Annotated in this window: 18 protein-coding genes; 14 read left to right on the top strand and 4 right to left on the bottom strand. The window is 44.9% G+C overall.

The genetic code is table 11. The features are described from left to right. The first annotated feature begins 212 nt into the window (after window positions 1-212). From thrS to G5A70_RS02620, 3 genes are all read left to right on the top strand, one after another. Window positions 213-2,192 (top strand): threonine--tRNA ligase, encoded by a 1,980-nt coding sequence (thrS, locus tag G5A70_RS02630; protein WP_173747737.1) that lies wholly within the window; start codon window positions 213-215, stop codon window positions 2,190-2,192. 117 nt (window positions 2,193-2,309) lie between these two features. Then, a complete protein-coding gene (locus G5A70_RS02625; protein ID WP_173747735.1) occupies window positions 2,310-3,641 on the top strand; it encodes an MATE family efflux transporter in 1,332 nt (443 codons plus the stop codon). A 58-nt stretch (window positions 3,642-3,699) separates the two neighbouring features. After that, complete coding sequence (locus G5A70_RS02620) at window positions 3,700-4,017, top strand: DUF1540 domain-containing protein (RefSeq protein ID WP_173747733.1); 318 nt, start codon at window positions 3,700-3,702, stop codon at window positions 4,015-4,017. Window positions 4,018-4,126: 109 nt separating this feature from the next. Here the strand turns inward: G5A70_RS02620 and G5A70_RS02615 are convergent, their stop codons facing one another. Beyond that, a complete protein-coding gene (locus G5A70_RS02615; protein WP_173747731.1) occupies window positions 4,127-5,482 on the bottom strand; it encodes a sodium-dependent transporter in 1,356 nt (451 codons plus the stop codon). 498 nt (window positions 5,483-5,980) lie between these two features. Here G5A70_RS02615 and infC point away from each other — a divergent pair, with 498 nt between their 5' ends. The 3 genes from infC to rplT are packed head-to-tail and all read left to right on the top strand — an operon-like array spanning window position 5,981 to window position 7,102. Further along, complete coding sequence (infC, locus tag G5A70_RS02610; RefSeq protein ID WP_173747729.1) at window positions 5,981-6,475, top strand: translation initiation factor IF-3; 495 nt, start codon at window positions 5,981-5,983, stop codon at window positions 6,473-6,475. Window positions 6,476-6,505: 30 nt separating this feature from the next. Then, window positions 6,506-6,703, top strand: coding sequence for a 50S ribosomal protein L35 (rpmI, locus tag G5A70_RS02605; protein WP_004223312.1), 198 nt, complete (start codon window positions 6,506-6,508; stop codon window positions 6,701-6,703). Window positions 6,704-6,745: 42 nt separating this feature from the next. Further along, window positions 6,746-7,102 carry a 50S ribosomal protein L20 gene (gene rplT / locus G5A70_RS02600; protein ID WP_111918615.1) on the top strand — a complete coding sequence of 119 codons (357 nt, stop codon included), beginning with the start codon at window positions 6,746-6,748 and terminating at the stop codon, window positions 7,100-7,102. Between the two features lie 59 nt (window positions 7,103-7,161). Here rplT and G5A70_RS02595 read toward each other — a convergent pair whose 3' ends face one another. Both G5A70_RS02595 and G5A70_RS02590 read right to left on the bottom strand, forming a co-directional pair. Further along, the gene (locus G5A70_RS02595; protein WP_173747727.1) at window positions 7,162-7,584 is read right to left on the bottom strand and encodes a hypothetical protein; all 423 of its coding nucleotides are present in this window, start codon (window positions 7,582-7,584) and stop codon (window positions 7,162-7,164) included. Between the two features lie 40 nt (window positions 7,585-7,624). Next, complete coding sequence (locus G5A70_RS02590) at window positions 7,625-7,876, bottom strand: hypothetical protein (protein ID WP_173747725.1); 252 nt, start codon at window positions 7,874-7,876, stop codon at window positions 7,625-7,627. Window positions 7,877-8,074: 198 nt separating this feature from the next. On the opposite strand from G5A70_RS02590, the gene G5A70_RS02585 reads away from it, so the two are divergent. The 5 genes from G5A70_RS02585 to G5A70_RS02565 all read left to right on the top strand — a co-directional run bounded on the left by G5A70_RS02585 (window position 8,075) and on the right by G5A70_RS02565 (window position 13,365). Beyond that, on the top strand, window positions 8,075-9,229 hold the full coding sequence (locus G5A70_RS02585; RefSeq protein ID WP_173747723.1) for a glycerate kinase: 1,155 nt from the start codon (window positions 8,075-8,077) through the stop codon (window positions 9,227-9,229). A 99-nt stretch (window positions 9,230-9,328) separates the two neighbouring features. Next, on the top strand, window positions 9,329-10,708 hold the full coding sequence (gene rsxC / locus G5A70_RS02580) for an electron transport complex subunit RsxC (RefSeq protein ID WP_173747721.1): 1,380 nt from the start codon (window positions 9,329-9,331) through the stop codon (window positions 10,706-10,708). Beyond that, window positions 10,705-11,652 carry an RnfABCDGE type electron transport complex subunit D gene (locus tag G5A70_RS02575; protein ID WP_173747719.1) on the top strand — a complete coding sequence of 316 codons (948 nt, stop codon included), beginning with the start codon at window positions 10,705-10,707 and terminating at the stop codon, window positions 11,650-11,652. Before rsxC ends, G5A70_RS02575 begins: the two co-directional genes overlap by 4 nt. 13 nt (window positions 11,653-11,665) lie before the next feature. Continuing rightward, the gene (locus G5A70_RS02570) at window positions 11,666-12,577 is read left to right on the top strand and encodes an FMN-binding protein (protein ID WP_173747717.1); all 912 of its coding nucleotides are present in this window, start codon (window positions 11,666-11,668) and stop codon (window positions 12,575-12,577) included. Window positions 12,578-12,597: 20 nt separating this feature from the next. Continuing rightward, a complete protein-coding gene (locus G5A70_RS02565) occupies window positions 12,598-13,365 on the top strand; it encodes a hypothetical protein (protein ID WP_173748010.1) in 768 nt (255 codons plus the stop codon). A 72-nt stretch (window positions 13,366-13,437) separates the two neighbouring features. Here the strand turns inward: G5A70_RS02565 and G5A70_RS02560 are convergent, their stop codons facing one another. Continuing rightward, the gene (locus G5A70_RS02560; protein WP_173747715.1) at window positions 13,438-14,475 is read right to left on the bottom strand and encodes an FAD:protein FMN transferase; all 1,038 of its coding nucleotides are present in this window, start codon (window positions 14,473-14,475) and stop codon (window positions 13,438-13,440) included. 163 nt (window positions 14,476-14,638) lie between these two features. Here G5A70_RS02560 and G5A70_RS02555 point away from each other — a divergent pair, with 163 nt between their 5' ends. The 3 genes from G5A70_RS02555 to G5A70_RS02545 are packed head-to-tail and all read left to right on the top strand — an operon-like array spanning window position 14,639 to window position 17,913. Then, entirely contained in the window at window positions 14,639-15,307 is a 669-nt protein-coding gene (locus G5A70_RS02555) for a polysaccharide deacetylase family protein (RefSeq protein WP_173747713.1), read from the top strand. 9 nt (window positions 15,308-15,316) lie between these two features. Beyond that, window positions 15,317-16,636, top strand: a complete 1,320-nt coding sequence (locus G5A70_RS02550) for a replication-associated recombination protein A (protein WP_173747711.1) — start codon at window positions 15,317-15,319, stop codon at window positions 16,634-16,636. A 59-nt stretch (window positions 16,637-16,695) separates the two neighbouring features. After that, window positions 16,696-17,913 (top strand): aminotransferase class I/II-fold pyridoxal phosphate-dependent enzyme, encoded by a 1,218-nt coding sequence (locus G5A70_RS02545; RefSeq protein WP_173747709.1) that lies wholly within the window; start codon window positions 16,696-16,698, stop codon window positions 17,911-17,913. The last annotated feature ends 35 nt before the right edge of the window (window positions 17,914-17,948 follow it).

Below are 17,948 nucleotides of genomic sequence, written 5' to 3'. Positions count from 1 at the left end.
TCTGAGTGACCCCAATCCGGTCCGGTGATTCCGTTATCATCAAATGAAGTGGTTACCAAAGCAAATGCTTTTAACAAGAAGGGTGGAACCGCGGGCAAAGATTACGCCCGTCCCTTGCAGTCACACAGGGCTGCAGGGGACGGGATTTTTTTGTTTAACAAAGCCTTCGGGTATGACCACTCCTGCAGGAATCAGGAAAGGAGAAGACGATTATGATTATCACATTGAAAGACGGCTCACAGAAAGAGTACGCAGAAAGCAAATCCGTATACGAAATCGCACTGGACATCAGTGAAGGACTGGCACGGGCAGCCTGTGCAGGAGAAGTAGACGGAGAAGTTGTAGACTTAAGAACAGTAGTGGAAAAGGATTGTGAAGTCAGTATTCTTACAGCAAATGATGAAAAGGGACTGGCAGCCCTTCGCCATACGGCGTCCCATGTTCTTGCAGAAGCGGTAAAAAATTTATATCCGGAAGCAAAGCTGGCTATCGGACCTTCTATTGACACCGGATTTTACTATGATTTTGACCATGAATCTTTCAGTCGCGAGGAACTGGACGCACTGGAAAAAGAGATGAAGAAAATCATCAAAAAGGGTGCAAAAATTGAACGTTACACACTTCCCCGTGAAGAAGCCATTAAATTTATGGAAGAAAAGGGTGAACCGTATAAAGTAGAACTGATAAAAGACCTGCCGGAAGGGGAAGAGATTTCCTTTTATTCCCAGGGAGACTTCGTAGATTTATGCGCAGGTCCTCACTTAATGAATACCAAGGGAGTAAAGGCATTTAAACTGACCTCATCTTCTGGTGCATACTGGAGAGGTGACGAGAAGAACAAAATGCTTTCCCGTATTTACGGAACTGCTTTCAGCAAAAAAGATGAATTAAATGAGTACCTGGCTCAAATGGAAGAGGCAAAAAAACGCGACCACAACAAGCTGGGAAGAGAGATGGAACTGTTTACAACCGTAGATGTTATCGGACAGGGTCTGCCTCTGCTCATGCCAAAAGGCGTGATTATTTTAAAAGAACTCCAGAGATGGATTGAGGACCTGGAGGATAACGAATGGGGCTATGTCCGTACCAAAACACCGCTTATGGCAAAAAGTGATTTGTATAAGATTTCCGGACATTGGGATCATTATAAGGAAGGCATGTTTGTACTGGGAGATGAAGAAAAGGACAAAGAAGTGTATGCGCTGCGTCCTATGACCTGCCCATTCCAGTATTATGTATACAAGGCAACACAACATTCTTACAGAGACCTGCCAATCCGCTATGGCGAGACCTCTACTCTGTTTAGAAACGAGGATTCCGGTGAAATGCACGGTCTGACTCGTGTGCGCCAGTTTACCATTTCCGAGGGACATCTGATTATGCGTCCCGACCAGATGGTGGAAGAATTCAAAGGCTGTATGGCGTTGGCAAAACACTGTCTGGAAACTCTGGGGGTAGAGGAGGATGTAACCTATCATCTTTCCAAATGGGACCCGGATAATAAGGAAAAATACATTGGAGAACCGGAAGTCTGGGAAGAAACACAGGAACACATCCGTCAGATTCTGACAGAACTGAACATTCCATTTGTGGAAGATGTGGGAGAGGCCGCTTTCTATGGTCCAAAGGTAGATATTAATGCTAAGAATGTGTACGGAAAAGAAGACACCATGATAACGATTCAGTGGGACGCGCTTCTGGCTGAGCAGTTTGATATGTATTATATTGACGAAAACGGGGAAAAGAAACGTCCCGGCATTATTCACAGAACCGCTATGGGCTGCTACGAGAGAACGCTGGCATGGCTCATTGAAAAATATGCCGGTCTGTTCCCTACCTGGTTGTGTCCGGAGCAAGTTCGCGTACTGCCGATTTCTGAAAAATACGGTGAATATGCAGAAAAAGTACAGGCACAGCTGAAGAAAAATGGAATCCGCAGCAGCGTGGACAACCGTTCCGAAAAAATCGGTTATAAAATCAGAGAAGCCCGTCTGCAGAAAATTCCTTATATGTTAGTAGTGGGTGCAAAGGAAGAGGAAGAACAGGTGGTGTCAGTAAGAAGCCGTTACCTTGGTGATGAAGGACAGAAGTCTTTAGATGCGTTTATGGACGCTGTCTGCAGGGAAATCCGTACAAAGGAAATCCGTAAAATCCAGGTGGACGCAGAAGGAAAAAGAATTGAGAATTCATAAAGCAGCAGGAAACATACAGATGTAAGGGGGAACCGGTGCTGCCGCAGAAGGGTATGGAATGTGGATATGCCTGTTATGCGGTGGTTCCGGTTCCTTTGGAGAAAAGGCGGAAACAGTATGAAAGATATGACAAAAGGAAAGATAGCTCCACAGATAGCAGGTTTTGCGGTACCGCTGGTGCTGGGAAATCTTTTTCAGCTTTGTTACAATGCGGCAGACAGTATCATTGTAGGCAAATTTGTGGGAACCGAGGCGCTGGCAGCAGTAGGCAGCAGCAATCCCCTGATGACCTTTGCGATTCTATTTATCAACGGTATGTGTATGGGCGCCTCCATTCTTATGGGAATGCAGTTCGGAGCAGGGAGAATGGAGCGTTTGCGAAAGCAAATCAGCACTACTATGATAGGAGGCTGTGTATTTTCTCTGGTACTTTCCATGTTGTGTATTGCAGGGGCTCCCTGGCTTTTACGGCTGATACAGGTACAGGAAGAATTGATTCCGCTGGCGTCCCAGTATCTTCGGATTGTGTTTGCAGGTCTGGTTTTTACCTTTATTTATAACTTTTATGCCAATACACTGCGGGCTCTGGGAGACAGCACGACGCCGGTTTACTTTCTGGTGATTGCCTCTGTGCTGAATGTTTTTGGAGATTTGTTCTTTGTGCTGGTCTTTCATATGGGCAGCGCAGGCTGTGCTCTGGCAACCGTTATCAGCCAGGCCTGCTGCAGTCTGTTCTGCGGGCTGTATATCAGGAAGAAAGTAAAGATTTTGTGTCTGGGGAAGGACTGGCTGTTTTTTGATAAGAGTCAGTTTGCAGAAACCATCCGGTACGGCTGGGCCAGCGCCATGCAGCAGGCGTCAGTACAGCTTGGGAAAATTGGCATACAGGTCATTGTCAACACCATGGGAGTTTCTGTGGTTGCAGCCTTTGCCGCAGTGAATCGAATTGATGATTTCGCTATTGTACCACAGCAGAGCATTGCTTCGGCCATGACTTCTTTTATGGCACAGAATTACGGGGCAGGAGAAAAGAAGCGTATCTGGAAAGGCTTTCGTTGGGGCATGGTAATGGAAGTTCTCTATGGTCTTTTAATTGGCGTAGCCTGCATTTTTGGAGCAGATTTTTTCATGAAGCTTTTTGTCAATGACCAGGAGGTCATACAGCTTGGACGTTCTTACCTTCATTTGATTGCCTTTATTTACATTTTGCCTGCGGTAACCAATGGAGTACAGGGATATTTCCGGGGAATCGGAGACTTGAAGGTTACTTTGTGGAGCAGTATCATGAACATGGGATTTCGGGTGTTGTCTGCTTTGCCGCTGGTTTACAGCCTGCATATGGGAATTCGTGCACTTCCGGTGGCGTACCTTTTGGGATGGATAGCCATGCTGTTGTTTGAACTGCCCCTGCTTTTGAAAAAAATCAGGGAAAATCGAAAAACAGAATAAAAATAACAAAACGGAAAATACTATCTCTGAAAAGAAAATTTATTCAGGAGGTAGCAGCATGCCATTATTAAACTGTACAGCCAGAAACTGTATGTATAATAAAGATGAATATTGTTCCAAAGGAGATATTCTGGTTGAGGGAACTACGGCGGAAACAGCAGATGAAACCTGCTGCAGAAGTTTTGTGGAAAAGAAGGATGGGACTGTGAACCGGGCAGAAACAGGTTGTGCCTGCAAAACGATTGAAGTGGACTGTAAGGCCTGTGACTGTTCCTTTAACACGCAGGAAAAATGCAGTGCGGACAAAATCACCATTGCCGGTGCTTCGGCCTGCAGATGTGATGATACCAAATGCGGCAGCTTCACAGCAAAATAAAAATTTTTACGGTATATAAGACAGCAGAATAAAAAAAGAACGGCTGCATGAAACAGCAATCAGAACGAAAAAGGTTCGCTGTGTGTTTCATGTGACCGTTCTTTTTACATCAGACTTTAATCCAGCCCATCGCCTCGGAAACTGCGAAAATCAGAATCAGCACCAGGCAGATAGGGGCAATCCATTTGAGCATAATACGGTAAAATTTCTTTACCTTGAAAGGACCGTTTATTTCTACTTCATCCTCCACAGTCTTAGAACCAATAAAATGTCCGATGCAGACACAGGTGAGAATCGCTACAATGGGCATCAGAACACTGTTGCTGAGGAAATCAAAGAAATCCAGAAGTCCCAGTCCGATAATCTTGATGAAACTCAAAGGTCCGAAGCCCAGGGAAACGATGGACCCCAGAATCAGGACGTAAAGGGTTATTATAAGGGTGGATTTTTTTCTGCTCCAGCCAAACTTATCTCTTACAATGGATACGTTGGTTTCCATAAGAGAAATCGAGGAGGTCAGTGCAGCAAACAGTACCAACAGGAAGAAAGCCGCGCCGATAACTCCGCCAAAGGACATGCTTTCAAATACCTTAGGCAGTGTGACAAACATCAGAGATGGTCCTTTGCCAAGGGCTGCCTCGTCTCCGCCGGAAAAGACAAAGACGGAAGGAATAATCATCAGACCTGCCAGGAAAGCAACGACGGTGTCAAAAATCTCAATCTGGCGTACCGACTGTTCCAGGCTGCTGTCTTTCTTCATATAAGAACCATAGGTAATCATAATGCCCATGGCCAGTGACATGGAATAGAATAACTGTCCCATGGCAGCCAGTACTGTGGTGGCTGAAAATCTGGAAAAATCAGGAAGCAGATAATATTTTACGCCTGCCCCTGCGCCGGGTCTGGTAATACAGAAAATAGAAACGCCTATAATCAGTACAATTAACAAGGGCATCATAATGCGGCTTGCTTTTTCGATTCCTTTTTCCACACCGAAAATAACCACAACGGCAGTGAGCAGAATATACAGGGCAAACCAGAATACCGGCGCTGTGGCCTGTGAAATGAAGCCGTTGAAATATTCGTCTCCGGCTGCTGCGGAACCCTGACCTGTGAGAAAAGCTGCAAAATATTTTACTACCCAGCAGCCGATAACACAGTAGTAAGGGGTAATAATAAAAGGTACCACACAAGCGAGATAACCTACAAAGTTAAAGCGTTTATCCAGCGCTTTGAAAGCACCGATGGCGCTGAGACCTGTCTTGCGTCCAATAGCAATTTCGGTAATCATGAGGGTAAATCCCAAAGTGACTGCCAGTATCAGATACACCAGCAGAAAAATTCCCCCGCCGTATTTCGCTGCCAGATAGGGAAAACGCCAGAGGTTTCCAAGTCCCACGGCAGAGCCTGCTGCTGCAAGAACAAAGCCCATTTTGTTAGAAAAACTTCCTCTTTTTTTGTCCATAAACCTCTCCTTTTTCACTAAGATATTTTTGATTTTTTGGAATAAAGCGTCGCAGTCTGTATCACTTCAACGTAATACAACGCCTGCGGTATATGACACTCATTATGCCATTGAACAGGCAAAAAAACAAGAATTTTCTGCGAAAAAAGTAAAAAAAATATAAAATGTATAAAAAAGAAAAAAACTATTGCATTTCAGAGCGCTCTATGTTATACTGTATAAGTCTGAAGAAGAAAAAGAAAGCAGAGTATCCACTCTCACCCTAGCACGAGTAAGTGACTACGGTTTATATGAAGATAATGAGGCGCACAGCGTTTTCTTATGCGGATAATCAGTGGGTAGTATGCAGATGTTGCAGATTAGTCACTTTTTTTATATCTTTCTGTAATGGCAGGAAGGCGCAGGAAACTGCTCTGTAGATTCTTATTCTTTCTTTAAAACAAGTTCAAAACATGTGGTTTATCAATATTATGGAGGTGCACTACTATTAGCGATTTAATGATTAACGAACAAATCAGAGACAGAGAGGTACGTCTCATCGGCGCAGACGGAGAACAGCTGGGCATTATGTCCGCAAGAGATGCGCAGAAACATGCCATGGAAGCGGGCTTGGACCTTGTAAAAATTGCTCCTACAGCAAAGCCGCCGGTTTGTAAAATTATCGATTATGGCAAGTATAAGTACGAATTAGCGAGAAAAGAAAAAGAAGCTAAGAAGAAACAGAAAACCATAGAAATCAAAGAAGTGCGTTTATCCCCTAATATTGAGGAAAACGATTTGAACACGAAAGTCAATAATGCCAGAAAATTCCTGACCAAGGGAAATAAGGTAAAAGTTACTCTGCGTTTCCGGGGGAGAGAAATGGCACATATGCAAAGCAGCAAACACATCTTGGAAGAGTTTGCGCAGGTTCTGTCTGACATTGCCGTTGTGGAAAAAGCACCAAAGGTAGAAGGCAGAAGCATGACTATGTTTTTGACAGAAAAACGTTAATAAGAAAAAGAGTTTAAGGAGGACATAAACATGCCAAAAATGAAAACAACGAAAGCAGCCGCAAAGCGCTTCAAATCAACAGGTACAGGAAAATTAAAAAGAAATAAAGCTTATAAGAGCCATATCTTAACAAAGAAATCTCAGAAGAGAAAAAGAAATCTCAGAAAAGCAGCTATCACAGATGCAACTAATGTAAAGAACATGAAGAAAATCTTACCTTACATCTAATCGTTTGTGTGTAAGTATGTTTAATATAGGAGGAAATTAAGAATGGCAAGAATTAAAGGCGGATTAAACGCTAAGAAAAAACACAATAGAGTATTAAAACTGGCTAAAGGTTACAGAGGAGCCCGTTCCAAACAGTACAGAGTAGCAAAACAGTCTGTTATGAGAGCTTTAACAAGTTCTTACGCAGGCAGAAAACAGAGAAAACGTCAGTTCAGACAGTTATGGATTGCTCGTATCAACGCTGCTGCAAGAATGAACGGATTATCCTACAGCAAATTTATGTACGGATTAAAATTAGCGAATGTTGACCTGAACAGAAAAGTATTAGCTGATATGGCTATCAACGATGCTCAGGGATTTGCTTCTTTAGCAGAACTTGCTAAATCCAAATTAGCTTAATGAAATTTTTACCCCCGTAAATGGCTTGTTTACGGGGGTTTTTCTGTTACAGGGAAGAGTCAAGAGGAACTTATAGATTTTAATATTAAGCGATTGTCCGTTAAATAATTTTGGGAATATAAAAAGTAGGATTCCTTATTTTTTATGGATACATCATAGAGTAAAATTCCTTGTTTTTCCTGCAAATCTATAGGGACTGCGGAAGCAGAAGGAGTAAATTCACGGTCCAGTTTTATTTTATACACAGAAGCACTGGCATAGCTTTTACCGGGATTCTGACTGTCGCTGCTGTAATATAAGGTATAACTGGATTTATCAGGCAGACAGGCTGCTGGTTCGTGGTCGGCATCAGCAGGCAGAATCTCTTTTTCCCCAGACCAGGTGAAACCGCCATCCGCAGATGAAATCACATTTAAGGAAGACGGACCTTTATCGTACATTTCTTTTTCAAACACATAGTATAAAATGCCATTTTCATACAAAATGTCCCCGTCCTCTAAATTGTTTTGACAGGTAAGAATGTCAGAATGATATTCCCAGTTTTTTAAATCTTTTGAAGTATAAGTATGTACCGTGTAAGTTCCATTTGCTGCATTGGAATCGGCGTTTCTGGATAATGGTAGGGTCAATCATAAGGTTTTCACTGGTAAAGAGGGTCTGGTATTCCGACAGATTTCCGTCTTTATCCAGAGAAAAGGAACAGATTTCTTTGTTAAAGTTTCCGGCAATTATGAAATTGGAGTTTTCCAGAGGATAGAGCCAGTTGACTTTCACATCTGGATATTCCTGAAGCAACTGGCCATTTTGGTCAAAAATAACTAGGTGAAAGAAAATAGAACAGAAAGCAAAATAGGGGTAAAAAATAGACCTTTGTTTTTCATAGTTGATTCCCCTGTTAAAATAGTAATATGATAGAACAAAAGTATTATTACACCTTTAAAAGAGAAAAACAAGTAGAAAGGAAAACACATCATGAAATTTGTATTTGCACCCGATTCCTTTAAGGGAACTTTGTCATCAGAACAGCAGATTGGTATTTTAAAACAAAAGGCACAAGAAATTTTTCCGGAAGCAGAAACCGTAGGAGTTCCCATAGCAGACGGAGGAGAAGGCACTATGAGGGCAATATGGAATACGGCAGGAGGAAAACTGAAAAAATGCCGGGTAACAGGGCCGTTAGGGGCAGCTGTAGAGGCGGAATATCTGATTTTGGACGAAGACAGGGTCTTCATTGAAATGGCGCAGGCCTCAGGCATTACCCTGATTCCCTATAAATCCGGAAATGCAGGAAAGACGACTTCCTATGGTACGGGGGAGCTTATCCGCAATGCTCTGGAAGCGGGATACCGGAAAATCACGGTTTCCATTGGCGGAAGTGCGACAAATGACGGTGGAGCAGGTATGCTGGCTGCTCTGGGAGTAGAGTTTTACAGCAAAGACGGAGAAAGGTTTATACCCGTTGGAGAGACGCTGGGAAACATAGAAAAAATAGATTGCAGCGGTATCCTGTCTGAAATGCGAAATGCTTCCTTTTGTGTCATGTGTGACGTGACGAACCCTCTTTTGGGAATCCAGGGTGCAACCTATGTTTTTGGGCCGCAGAAAGGCGCGTCAGACAGGGATTTGGAGATTTTGGAAAGAGGAATGGTACACTATGCTGAAAAAATAGAAGTGCTTTGCGGCCGTAAAGTTTCTGAAATTCCGGGTGCCGGTGCAGCAGGAGGTATGGGTGCTGCCCTTCTGGCTTTCTGCAATGCCAGACTGCAGTCAGGAATTCAGACGGTATTGGAGATGGTGGATTTTGAAACTATGATTGGGGATGCGGATTTGATTATTACCGGAGAGGGCAGAATTGACGGCCAGTCTGTCTGCGGAAAGGTGCTGGATGGAATAGGAACCTGTGGGAAGAAAAAGGGAATCCCGGTGCTTGCACTTGCGGGAGCCATGGGAGAAGGTGCAAAGGCAGTTTATGATTGTGGAATTGACAGTATTATGACAACGCAAAACAGTCCTATGTGTCTTGAAGAAGCTTTGAAACAGGCAGAAATGCTGTATGCAGATGCCGCAGAACGTCTGTTTCGCATTTTAAGAGCAGGAATTACCATAAATAAGAAGAATATACAATAAATGGATAAAAAATAATCTTGCCAAAATCTCTCCGATATGTTATCTTAGGATGGCATGTCAATTATTTAACAAATGAAAGTGACTGGAGGAAGACAGAACATGTGGAAAAAGAAGAAAAGCGGATTCCCCGGAGGAATCCACCCCACAGACGGTTATGACAAAGCCATGACCATGAATCTGCCTGTCCGTGAATACTGGCCTGAGACAGTAACCATTCTGACAGAACAGTCCTTTGGAGGCAAATGCTCTCTGCTGGTAAAGCCAGGGGATAAAGTTCTCAAAGGAAGTCAGATTGGAAAGCCGGAGGCATTTATGGCAGCACCTCTTCACGCAAGCGTCAGCGGAGAGGTATTGGACGTGAAAGAAGTGCGTCAGCAAAACCGCATGGTTTTGAGCTGCATAATAAAAAATGAAGGAGAAAAGGGGAGAGAGGCTCAAAAGTATGAGACAGAAATGGTGAGCCTGGAATCCTATTCCCAAGAGATGATTTTGGCAGGAATTCGGGATGGCGGTCTTACCGGTATGGGAGGCGCGGGATTTCCAACTCATAAAAAATATGAAACGGATAAATCCATTGACAGTCTTTTGATAAACGGTGCAGAGTGCGAACCTTTTCTGACCTGTGATTACCGATTGATGTTGGAGCAGGGATATGGAATTTTAAATGGTATCTGTCTGCTTTTAAAGGCTTCAGGAGCCAGGAAGGCGTATCTTTGCATTGAAGATAATAAGCCGGAGGCCATCCGCAGTCTTCGCAGAATTTTAGAAGCTGCAAAACAGAGCGGAAAGATAGAGGAAACCCAAAAACTGGAAATCAGAGAACTTCCGGCAAAATATCCCCAGGGTGGTGAGCGTCAGCTCATACAGGCGGTCCTGGGACGAGAAGTACCCCAGGGCGGACTGCCGGCAGATGTGGGCGTGATTGTTTCCAATGTGGGAACAGCGAAGGCCGCTGCCGATATGATACTGGGAGGGATGCCGCTGATTCAGAGAATTGTCACCGTTACCGGATGTGTGAAAGAGCCGGGAAACTATTTGGTGCCTGTAGGTACTTCTGCAAAAGAACTGCTGACTCTTTGCGGCGGTGTGACCGCAGAGAAAAACAGAATCATTGCCGGAGGCCCTATGACAGGACCCTGCGTGGCATCGGACTGGACGGAAGAAGAGGAACTTTTTTATGTGACAAAGAATACCTCCGGTATTCTGGTGCTGCCGGACAGCCGGCAGGAGGAATCGCCCTGTATGCGCTGTGGCGGTTGTGAAAACGTGTGTCCGGCGGGTCTGACTCCCTATGCCATTGATTTTGCCTTCCGTGAAGAGGACTATGACTTGTGTGAAAGTCTGTATGCCAGTGAGTGTATTGCCTGCGGCTGCTGTTCTTATACCTGCCCGGCAAAAAGGGAACTTTCTGTCAGTACCAGAATGGCAAGAGATATGGTGAAACAGAGAATGAGAGAAAGGGCGGTGCAGAAAGCATGAGTGAAGCAAGAGTGATAAACGGACCTCACATCCGGACACAGAGAACCACCAGAGCAGTCATGATGGATGTAGCCATTTCTTTGGTACCTGTGCTTTTAGGAGCAATTTACTATTTCGGAATCCGCGCGCTGTATCTGGCGGGGCTTTCCGTGGCGGTCTGTGTATTGACCGAGTATATCTGGCAGAAACTGGCGAAAAAACCAGTGACAGCGGGAGATTTCAGTGCTGTGGTAACGGGACTTTTGCTGGTATTTAATATGCCTGTAACCGTACCGCTATGGGTGTTGGTTGCAGCAGATGTTTTCAGTATTCTGCTGGTGAAGCAGATGTTTGGCGGACTGGGGAATAACTTCGTAAATCCGGCGCTTATGGGAAGACTGCTGGTTATGGTGGCATGGCCCCAGGCAGTCATGCAGTATGTGGTGCCCAAAACCGTTTCTGTGGACGCAGTTTCCGCGGCAACCATACTGGGCAGTGTAAAAGGGGGAAATACCCCGGAATACAGTTATTTACAGATGTTTCTGGGAGAAATGCCAGGCGCTATGGGCGAAACCAGCAAGCTGCTGCTTCTGGTGGGCTTCGGCTATCTGTGCTATAAGGGCGTGGTGAATGCAGAAGCGGCCTTTACTTATATTGCTACCGTAACGGTACTGACTTTTATATTTGGACCGGAAGGTCTTTTTACAGGAGATATTTTGCTGAATCTCTTTGGCGGCGGGCTGATTATGGGCGGCTGCTATATGCTGACAGATTATGTATTTGTATCCAGAAGGGGAAAACTGCTTTATGCAGCCACAGCCGGTGTGATTACGGCTGCCATACGAATTTTCAGTGTGTACCCGGAAGGTATCTGTTTCGGTATTTTAACAGCAAACTGTATGGCGGGAATGTTGTCCCTGCTCTATAAAAAACATGTATACGGCATCAGGAAAATTAAGGCTTAACGGAGGAAAAGAGATGAAAAATAAAAATGTAAGAGGAATTCTGGCACTGGCAGTTGTGACCGCCCTTTCTTTTGGTGTGATTCTGGGCTCCAAGGCTCTGGCACAGGACACCGAAGGCGAGAGCGCAGAAGCAAAAGTTACGGAAGAACTGGATACCAAGGGTGCAGAAGGCATTGAAAGCGCCTCTAAAACAGAAGACGGCTATCTGGTATCTGTAAAGACAAAGGGATACGGCGGAGATATTTTCCTAAACGTTTCCTTTGATAAAGCAGGAAAGAAAATTACAAAGGTGGAAGTGACCGAGCAAAAAGAAACAGAGGGTCTGGGTGCCAAAATTGCCGAATCAGAATTTCTGTCACAGTTTGAAGGTGCAGAAGCCCCGGTATATCTCCCTGGCATGAGTCTGGAGGAAAAAGAGGAGATTTCTCTGGAAGATAGGACATTGGCCGATGGAGATTATGAGGCAAAAGCAGATGGCCCGGATAATAACGGATTTACAGACCAGGTAACCATGACGGTAAAAGACGGAAAAATCACAGCTGTAAACTGGGAATCTGTAGGAGCGGATGGCAGTAAGAAGAGTGTGCTTTCCGAAAACGGCGAATATGTGATGACAGAGGACGGCCTTACCTGGAAAGAACAGGCAGAAGCGCTGTCTGCAGCCCTTATTGAAAAGCAGTCCCTTAGCTTTTTAAATGTGAATGAGCAGGGAAAGACAGACGCAGTATCTGGTGTCAGCATTGCAGTAGGCGGCTTTGTAAACCTGGCAGAGCAGTGCTTGAATCAGGCAGCAGGCGAAGAAACTGAGACACAGGAACCACAGAACGGCACACAGGTAGATGCAGTAGCAGGAGCAACCATTTCCTCTACTGCAGCAGTGGAAGGTATCAATGCTGCTTATGAGTTTCTGCAGTCAGTAAAATAGAAAGTGGAGGACAGGATTTGATGAAAATAAAATATCCGGCGGAAGCCTTTGCCCTGGGTATGGTACTGTTTTCTGCCGGCATGAAGGAAGCGTTTGCGGCGGGTATTCTGGTGATTCTGGCAGTTGTGTTTGCAGAAGTGCTGAAAAACCTGCTGGAATCCCGGATTCCCCGCTGGAGCCTCATGGGCTGCGTGTGCGTGGGGACAGCAGCGATTAGCTCCAGCGCCTTTTTGCTGGGCTTTTCAGCTCTTGGTCTGGAAATGGAATGGGGAACCTGGCTTATGACCCTGATTCTGGGACTGTTTGCGGCAAAGCATGTAATCTCAGAGAATATAGATGCAGAGTATGGAGAACTGCTGTGGGAATCTGCAGTCTGCTGGGGATTCTGGATACTGTTTGCCATTGGCAGAGAATTTTTCGGGACAGGCGAAATCTTTGGCAATTTGATTATGAAAGCAGAATTTCAGTCTGGTATTTTCCAGGACGTTATTTTCGGATTCCTCACAGCGGGAATTTCCCTGGCTTGCGCGAACAGTGTGCTGAAGAAGAACCACACAGATACGAGAACCCTTTGGCTGGTCATTCCGCTGGCTCTCTTTATGCGTCCCTTTGACATGGAGAGTTTTGGACAGGTGGCAGGTCTTATCTGGACGGCAGCCGTACCCGTGGTGTTGTTCTGGTCTGTACAGAAAACACTGAAATTTGCCAATACATGGAAAGCCTTCCGGGGCCTTCCGGTGGAAATGCTTTCCATGGGATTTATTTATATGATACTTAGTATTTATTGAGAAAAGAAAGAAGTGCTGCAGGCCGGAAAATCACCTGTGCACTTCTTTCTTTTGAGTTATGCTGTTATTTTTCTATTTTACATCGGCCATAGAAATTTCTTCTTCAAATCCGTCGCTGTAATGCAATTCATAATCATCTGTGATAAACACGGCTTGTACATCCGGCAGGCTATTGATGAGTTCCATGCCTTTGTCCAGTCCCAGTGCAAAGCAGGAGGTGCTCAGTCCGTCCCCATCCACGGATTTATCGGAAATAATGGTGACGGACACCAGATGGTTGTCATAGGGATACCCCGTAGCAGGATTTAAAATATGGTGGTAAATTTTCCCGTCCTTTTCAAAATATCGTTCATAAATTCCGGAGGATACCACAGATTTATCTGAAATATTCATAACTGCAATGGTTTCGCTGCGGTCTGCAAAGGGCTTCTGGATACCGATTTTAAATGGGGTGCCCTCTGGCTTTTCTCCTACACAGAGAACGTTGCCGCCCAGGTTGATGGTGGCGCTTTTTACGCCCTGTTCCAGAAGATAATCTTTGATGCGGTCTGCAATATAGCCCTTGGCAATGGCGCCCAAATCCAGTCCCATGCCTTCTTTGGCAAAGGTCAGCAGATTTCCGTCAAGCTGCACATCTTTGTAATTGACCAGAGGCAGGGCCTTTGAGATGTCTTCCTGAGAAGGGATGTCCTTTTTTCCGGAAGTAAAATCCCAGAGAGAGGATACGGGTTCTATGGCAATGTCAAAAGCTCCGTCAGAAACTTTTCCGTATTCCAGTCCTTTCTGAATTAGTTTTGCAGTTTCCTCGCTTAATACAAAGGCATTTCCCTCTTTTGGCAGAGTACCGTGGTTCAGCTGATACAATTCGCTGGATTCCATCGTGCGGCTGAACATCTTTTCGTATTTGTCGCACAGAGCTACGGCTTCATCTGCCAGTTTCTGATTTTTGGAATCGTAAATGGTTACTGTGACAATGGTATTCAGTTTAAAGGCCGTTGCGGATATTGGTTCTGCCTGCTTTTCTTTTTTCTGGTAGAAGACGGCAAAGGTTATAAGCACCGCCAGTCCCAGCAGACAGCAGACAACAGTCATAGTTTTTCGATTTGTCATAAACGCTCCTTACTTTTTTTGTCAAGATTCAAAAATATTGTAATGGGAGGGAAAGATTCTGTCAAGAGCAGGATTCTGTCTGCAGAAGGATTTCCAGCGAAAATAAAAAGAAACACTGCATATATTATTATAGAAGAAAGAGGATAGGCAGAGAACGTAGAATATGAAAAAGTGGATAACACTCCTGTGCATGCTGTTATTTCTGGCAGTTTTGGGATATGCAGGAAATGGAATGGAAAAAGCCAGGGAGACGGCAGGGGAGCTTTTGGATCAGGAACACCCCCGGATTGCGCTGACCTTTGATGACGGCCCTCACAGCGTTTATACAGAAAAACTGCTGGACGGATTAAAGGAAAGAGACATTCGCGCCACCTTTTTCCTCATTGGGAAAAATATTGAGGGAAATGAGGATGTTGTGAAGCGTATACAGGAGGAAGGACATCTGATTGGCAATCACACCTATCACCATGTAAATCTGAAAAAACTTTCGGAATCCCAGGCAGAGGAGGAAATTCTGCTGACCTGCAATAAAATTTATGAAAATACGGGAATTTGTACCTCCTTTGTCCGTCCTCCTTTTGGCGCGTGGAAAAAGAATCTGGATTTTGAAATTACCATGATTCCGGTGTCCTGGAATGTGGATTCTCTGGACTGGACAACGGAAAATACAGAAAAAATTGTGAAAAGGGTAGTGAAAGATGTGCAGGAAGGTGATATTATTTTAATGCACGATATTTTTCAGTCCTCTGTAGATGCGGCTTTGCAGATTGCAGATATACTGAAAAAGCAGGGTTATGAATTTGTTACAGTAGATGAACTGCTGTTGGAATAGGAGAAGCGTATGGATTTATTTGATTATATGAAAGAACAGACTCTGGAAAATGAATCTCCTCTGGCGTCCCGCATGCGGCCGCGCACCTTAGAGGAGGTGGCAGGGCAGGAACATATTATCGGAAAAGATAAACTGCTCTACCGTGCCATTAAGGCGGATAAACTGGGAAGCGTGATTTTTTACGGCCCGCCGGGAACCGGAAAAACGACGCTGGCCAAGGTCATTGCCAACACCACCAGTTCCCGGTTTCAGCAGATTAACGCCACAGTTGCCGGAAAAAAAGATATGGAGGAAGTGGTGAAGGAGGCGCAGCAGCACCTGGGTATGTACGGAAAGAAAACCATTTTGTTTGTAGACGAAATTCACCGATTCAATAAGGGACAGCAGGACTATCTGCTTCCTTTCGTAGAGGACGGCACGTTGATTTTAATCGGTGCTACCACGGAAAATCCTTATTTTGAGGTAAATGGAGCTTTGATTTCCCGTTCTATTGTCTTTGAACTAAAGCCTTTGAAAAAAGAAGATATCTGCAAACTGCTGGAGAGGGCTGCCACAGATACGGAGCGGGGAATGGGAAGCTATGGCGCTGTATTGGAGGATGAGGCCAAAGAATTTCTGGCAGATATTTCAGGAGGCGACGCCAGGGCGGCTTTAAACGCCTTGGAACTGGGAGTTTTAACCACGGAAAAGAGCGAAGACGGGAAAATCCATATCGATTTGGAAACAGCGTCTCAGTGTATTCAGAAACGGGTGGTGCGCTACGACAAGACAGGGGACAACCATTATGACACCATTTCTGCTTTTATTAAAAGTATGCGGGGCTCTGACCCGGATGCAGCGGTATTTTACCTTGCTAAAATGCTGTACGCAGGGGAAGACATTAAATTTATTGCCCGCAGAATTATGATTTGTGCGGCAGAGGATGTGGGAAATGCAGACCCTCAGGCACTGCAGGTAGCGGTAGCGGCAGCTCAGGCCGTAGAACGCCTTGGCATGCCGGAAGCGCGGATTCCCCTGGCTCAGGCAGTCACTTATGTAGCCAGTGCGCCTAAGAGCAATGCAGCTTATCTGGCCGTGGACGAGGCCATGGAAGCAGTGCGCTCTGTGAAAACCACCGTGCCGGTCCATCTTCAGGATTCTCATTATAAAGGGGCAGCCAAAATGGGGCATGGAATAGGATACCAGTATGCTCATGATTATCCCAATCATTATGTAAAGCAGCAGTATCTGCCCTCCGAATTAGAAGGCAGAGTCTTTTATCGTCCAACAGACAATGGGTATGAGCAGGAGATACAGGAATATTTCCGAAAGATTCGGGAAAACAGTTGAGTTTCCCAGACTAAAGTGATAAAATCTATTGTTATAAAAAAGAAAACGAGGGCAGAAATATGAGAACATTTCAGAAATCATCAAAACTGGACAATGTATGTTATGACGTAAGGGGACCGGTTCTGGACGAAGCGAACCGGATGCAGGAAAGCGGAATTGATATTTTAAAACTGAATATCGGCAATCCTGCGCCGTTTGGGTTCTCAGCCCCGGAAGAAGTCATTCTGGATATGATTTATACCTTGAGAGAAAGCCAGGGATATTCGGATTCTAAGGGGATTTTTGCAGCCCGAAAAGCCATTATGCAGTATTGTCAGCTTAAAAAGATTCCCAATGTGTCTATCAATGATATTTATACAGGAAACGGCGTCAGTGAGTTGATTAATATGGCTATGCAGGGACTGGTGGACAGCGGAGACGAAATTCTGGTGCCTTCCCCGGATTATCCCCTCTGGACCGGCTGTGTGACTCTGGCAGGCGGAAAAGCGGTACATTATATCTGTGATGAGCAGTCGGAGTGGTATCCGGATGTAGAGGATATTAAGAGCAAAATTACAGATAAGACAAAGGCCATTGTCCTGATTAATCCAAACAATCCTACTGGAGCAGTGTATCCAAAAGAAGTGCTGCAGAAGATTGTAGATGTGGCAAGAGAACACGAACTGATGATTTTTTCAGACGAGATTTACGACCGTCTGGTTATGGACGGCATTACCCATACCTCCATTGCGTCTCTGGCGCCGGATTTGTTCTGCGTAACCTTAAACGGACTTTCCAAATCTCATATGATTGCAGGTTTCCGCTGCGGCTGGATGGTGTTAAGCGGGGCAAAGGAAAAGGGAAAGGGATACATAGAGGGCTTAAATATGCTTTCCAATATGCGCCTGTGTTCCAATGTGCCGGCCCAGGCAGTGGTGCAGACGGCTCTTGGCGGTTATCAGAGTGTGAACGAATATCTGGTGCCGGGAGGCAGAATTTATGAGCAGAGAGAGTTTATTTACAATGCTATTAAAGACATACCGGGACTTTCTGCTGTGAAGCCAAAAGCGGCTTTTTATATTTTCCCCAAGATTGACACAGAGAAATTCAACATTCATGATGACGAGAAATTTGCCTTGGATTTGCTTCATGAAAAGAAGATTCTCATTACCTGCGGAAAAGGATTTAACTGGGGACAGCCGAACCATTTCCGCATTGTGTATCTGCCTAATGTGGAGGTTCTTGGAAAGGCGGCTGATAAACTGGCAGACTTCCTGACTACTTACCGGCAGAAATAAAAGGTTTTTGAGATAGGAAGTGGAAATGTGGGTAC

Source organism: Blautia hansenii (assembly GCF_013304445.1).
Classification (GTDB): Bacteria; Bacillota; Clostridia; order Lachnospirales; family Lachnospiraceae; genus Blautia.
The sequence above is the reverse complement of the archived record's forward strand: the minus strand, read 5'-3'. Positions and strand labels throughout refer to the sequence as shown.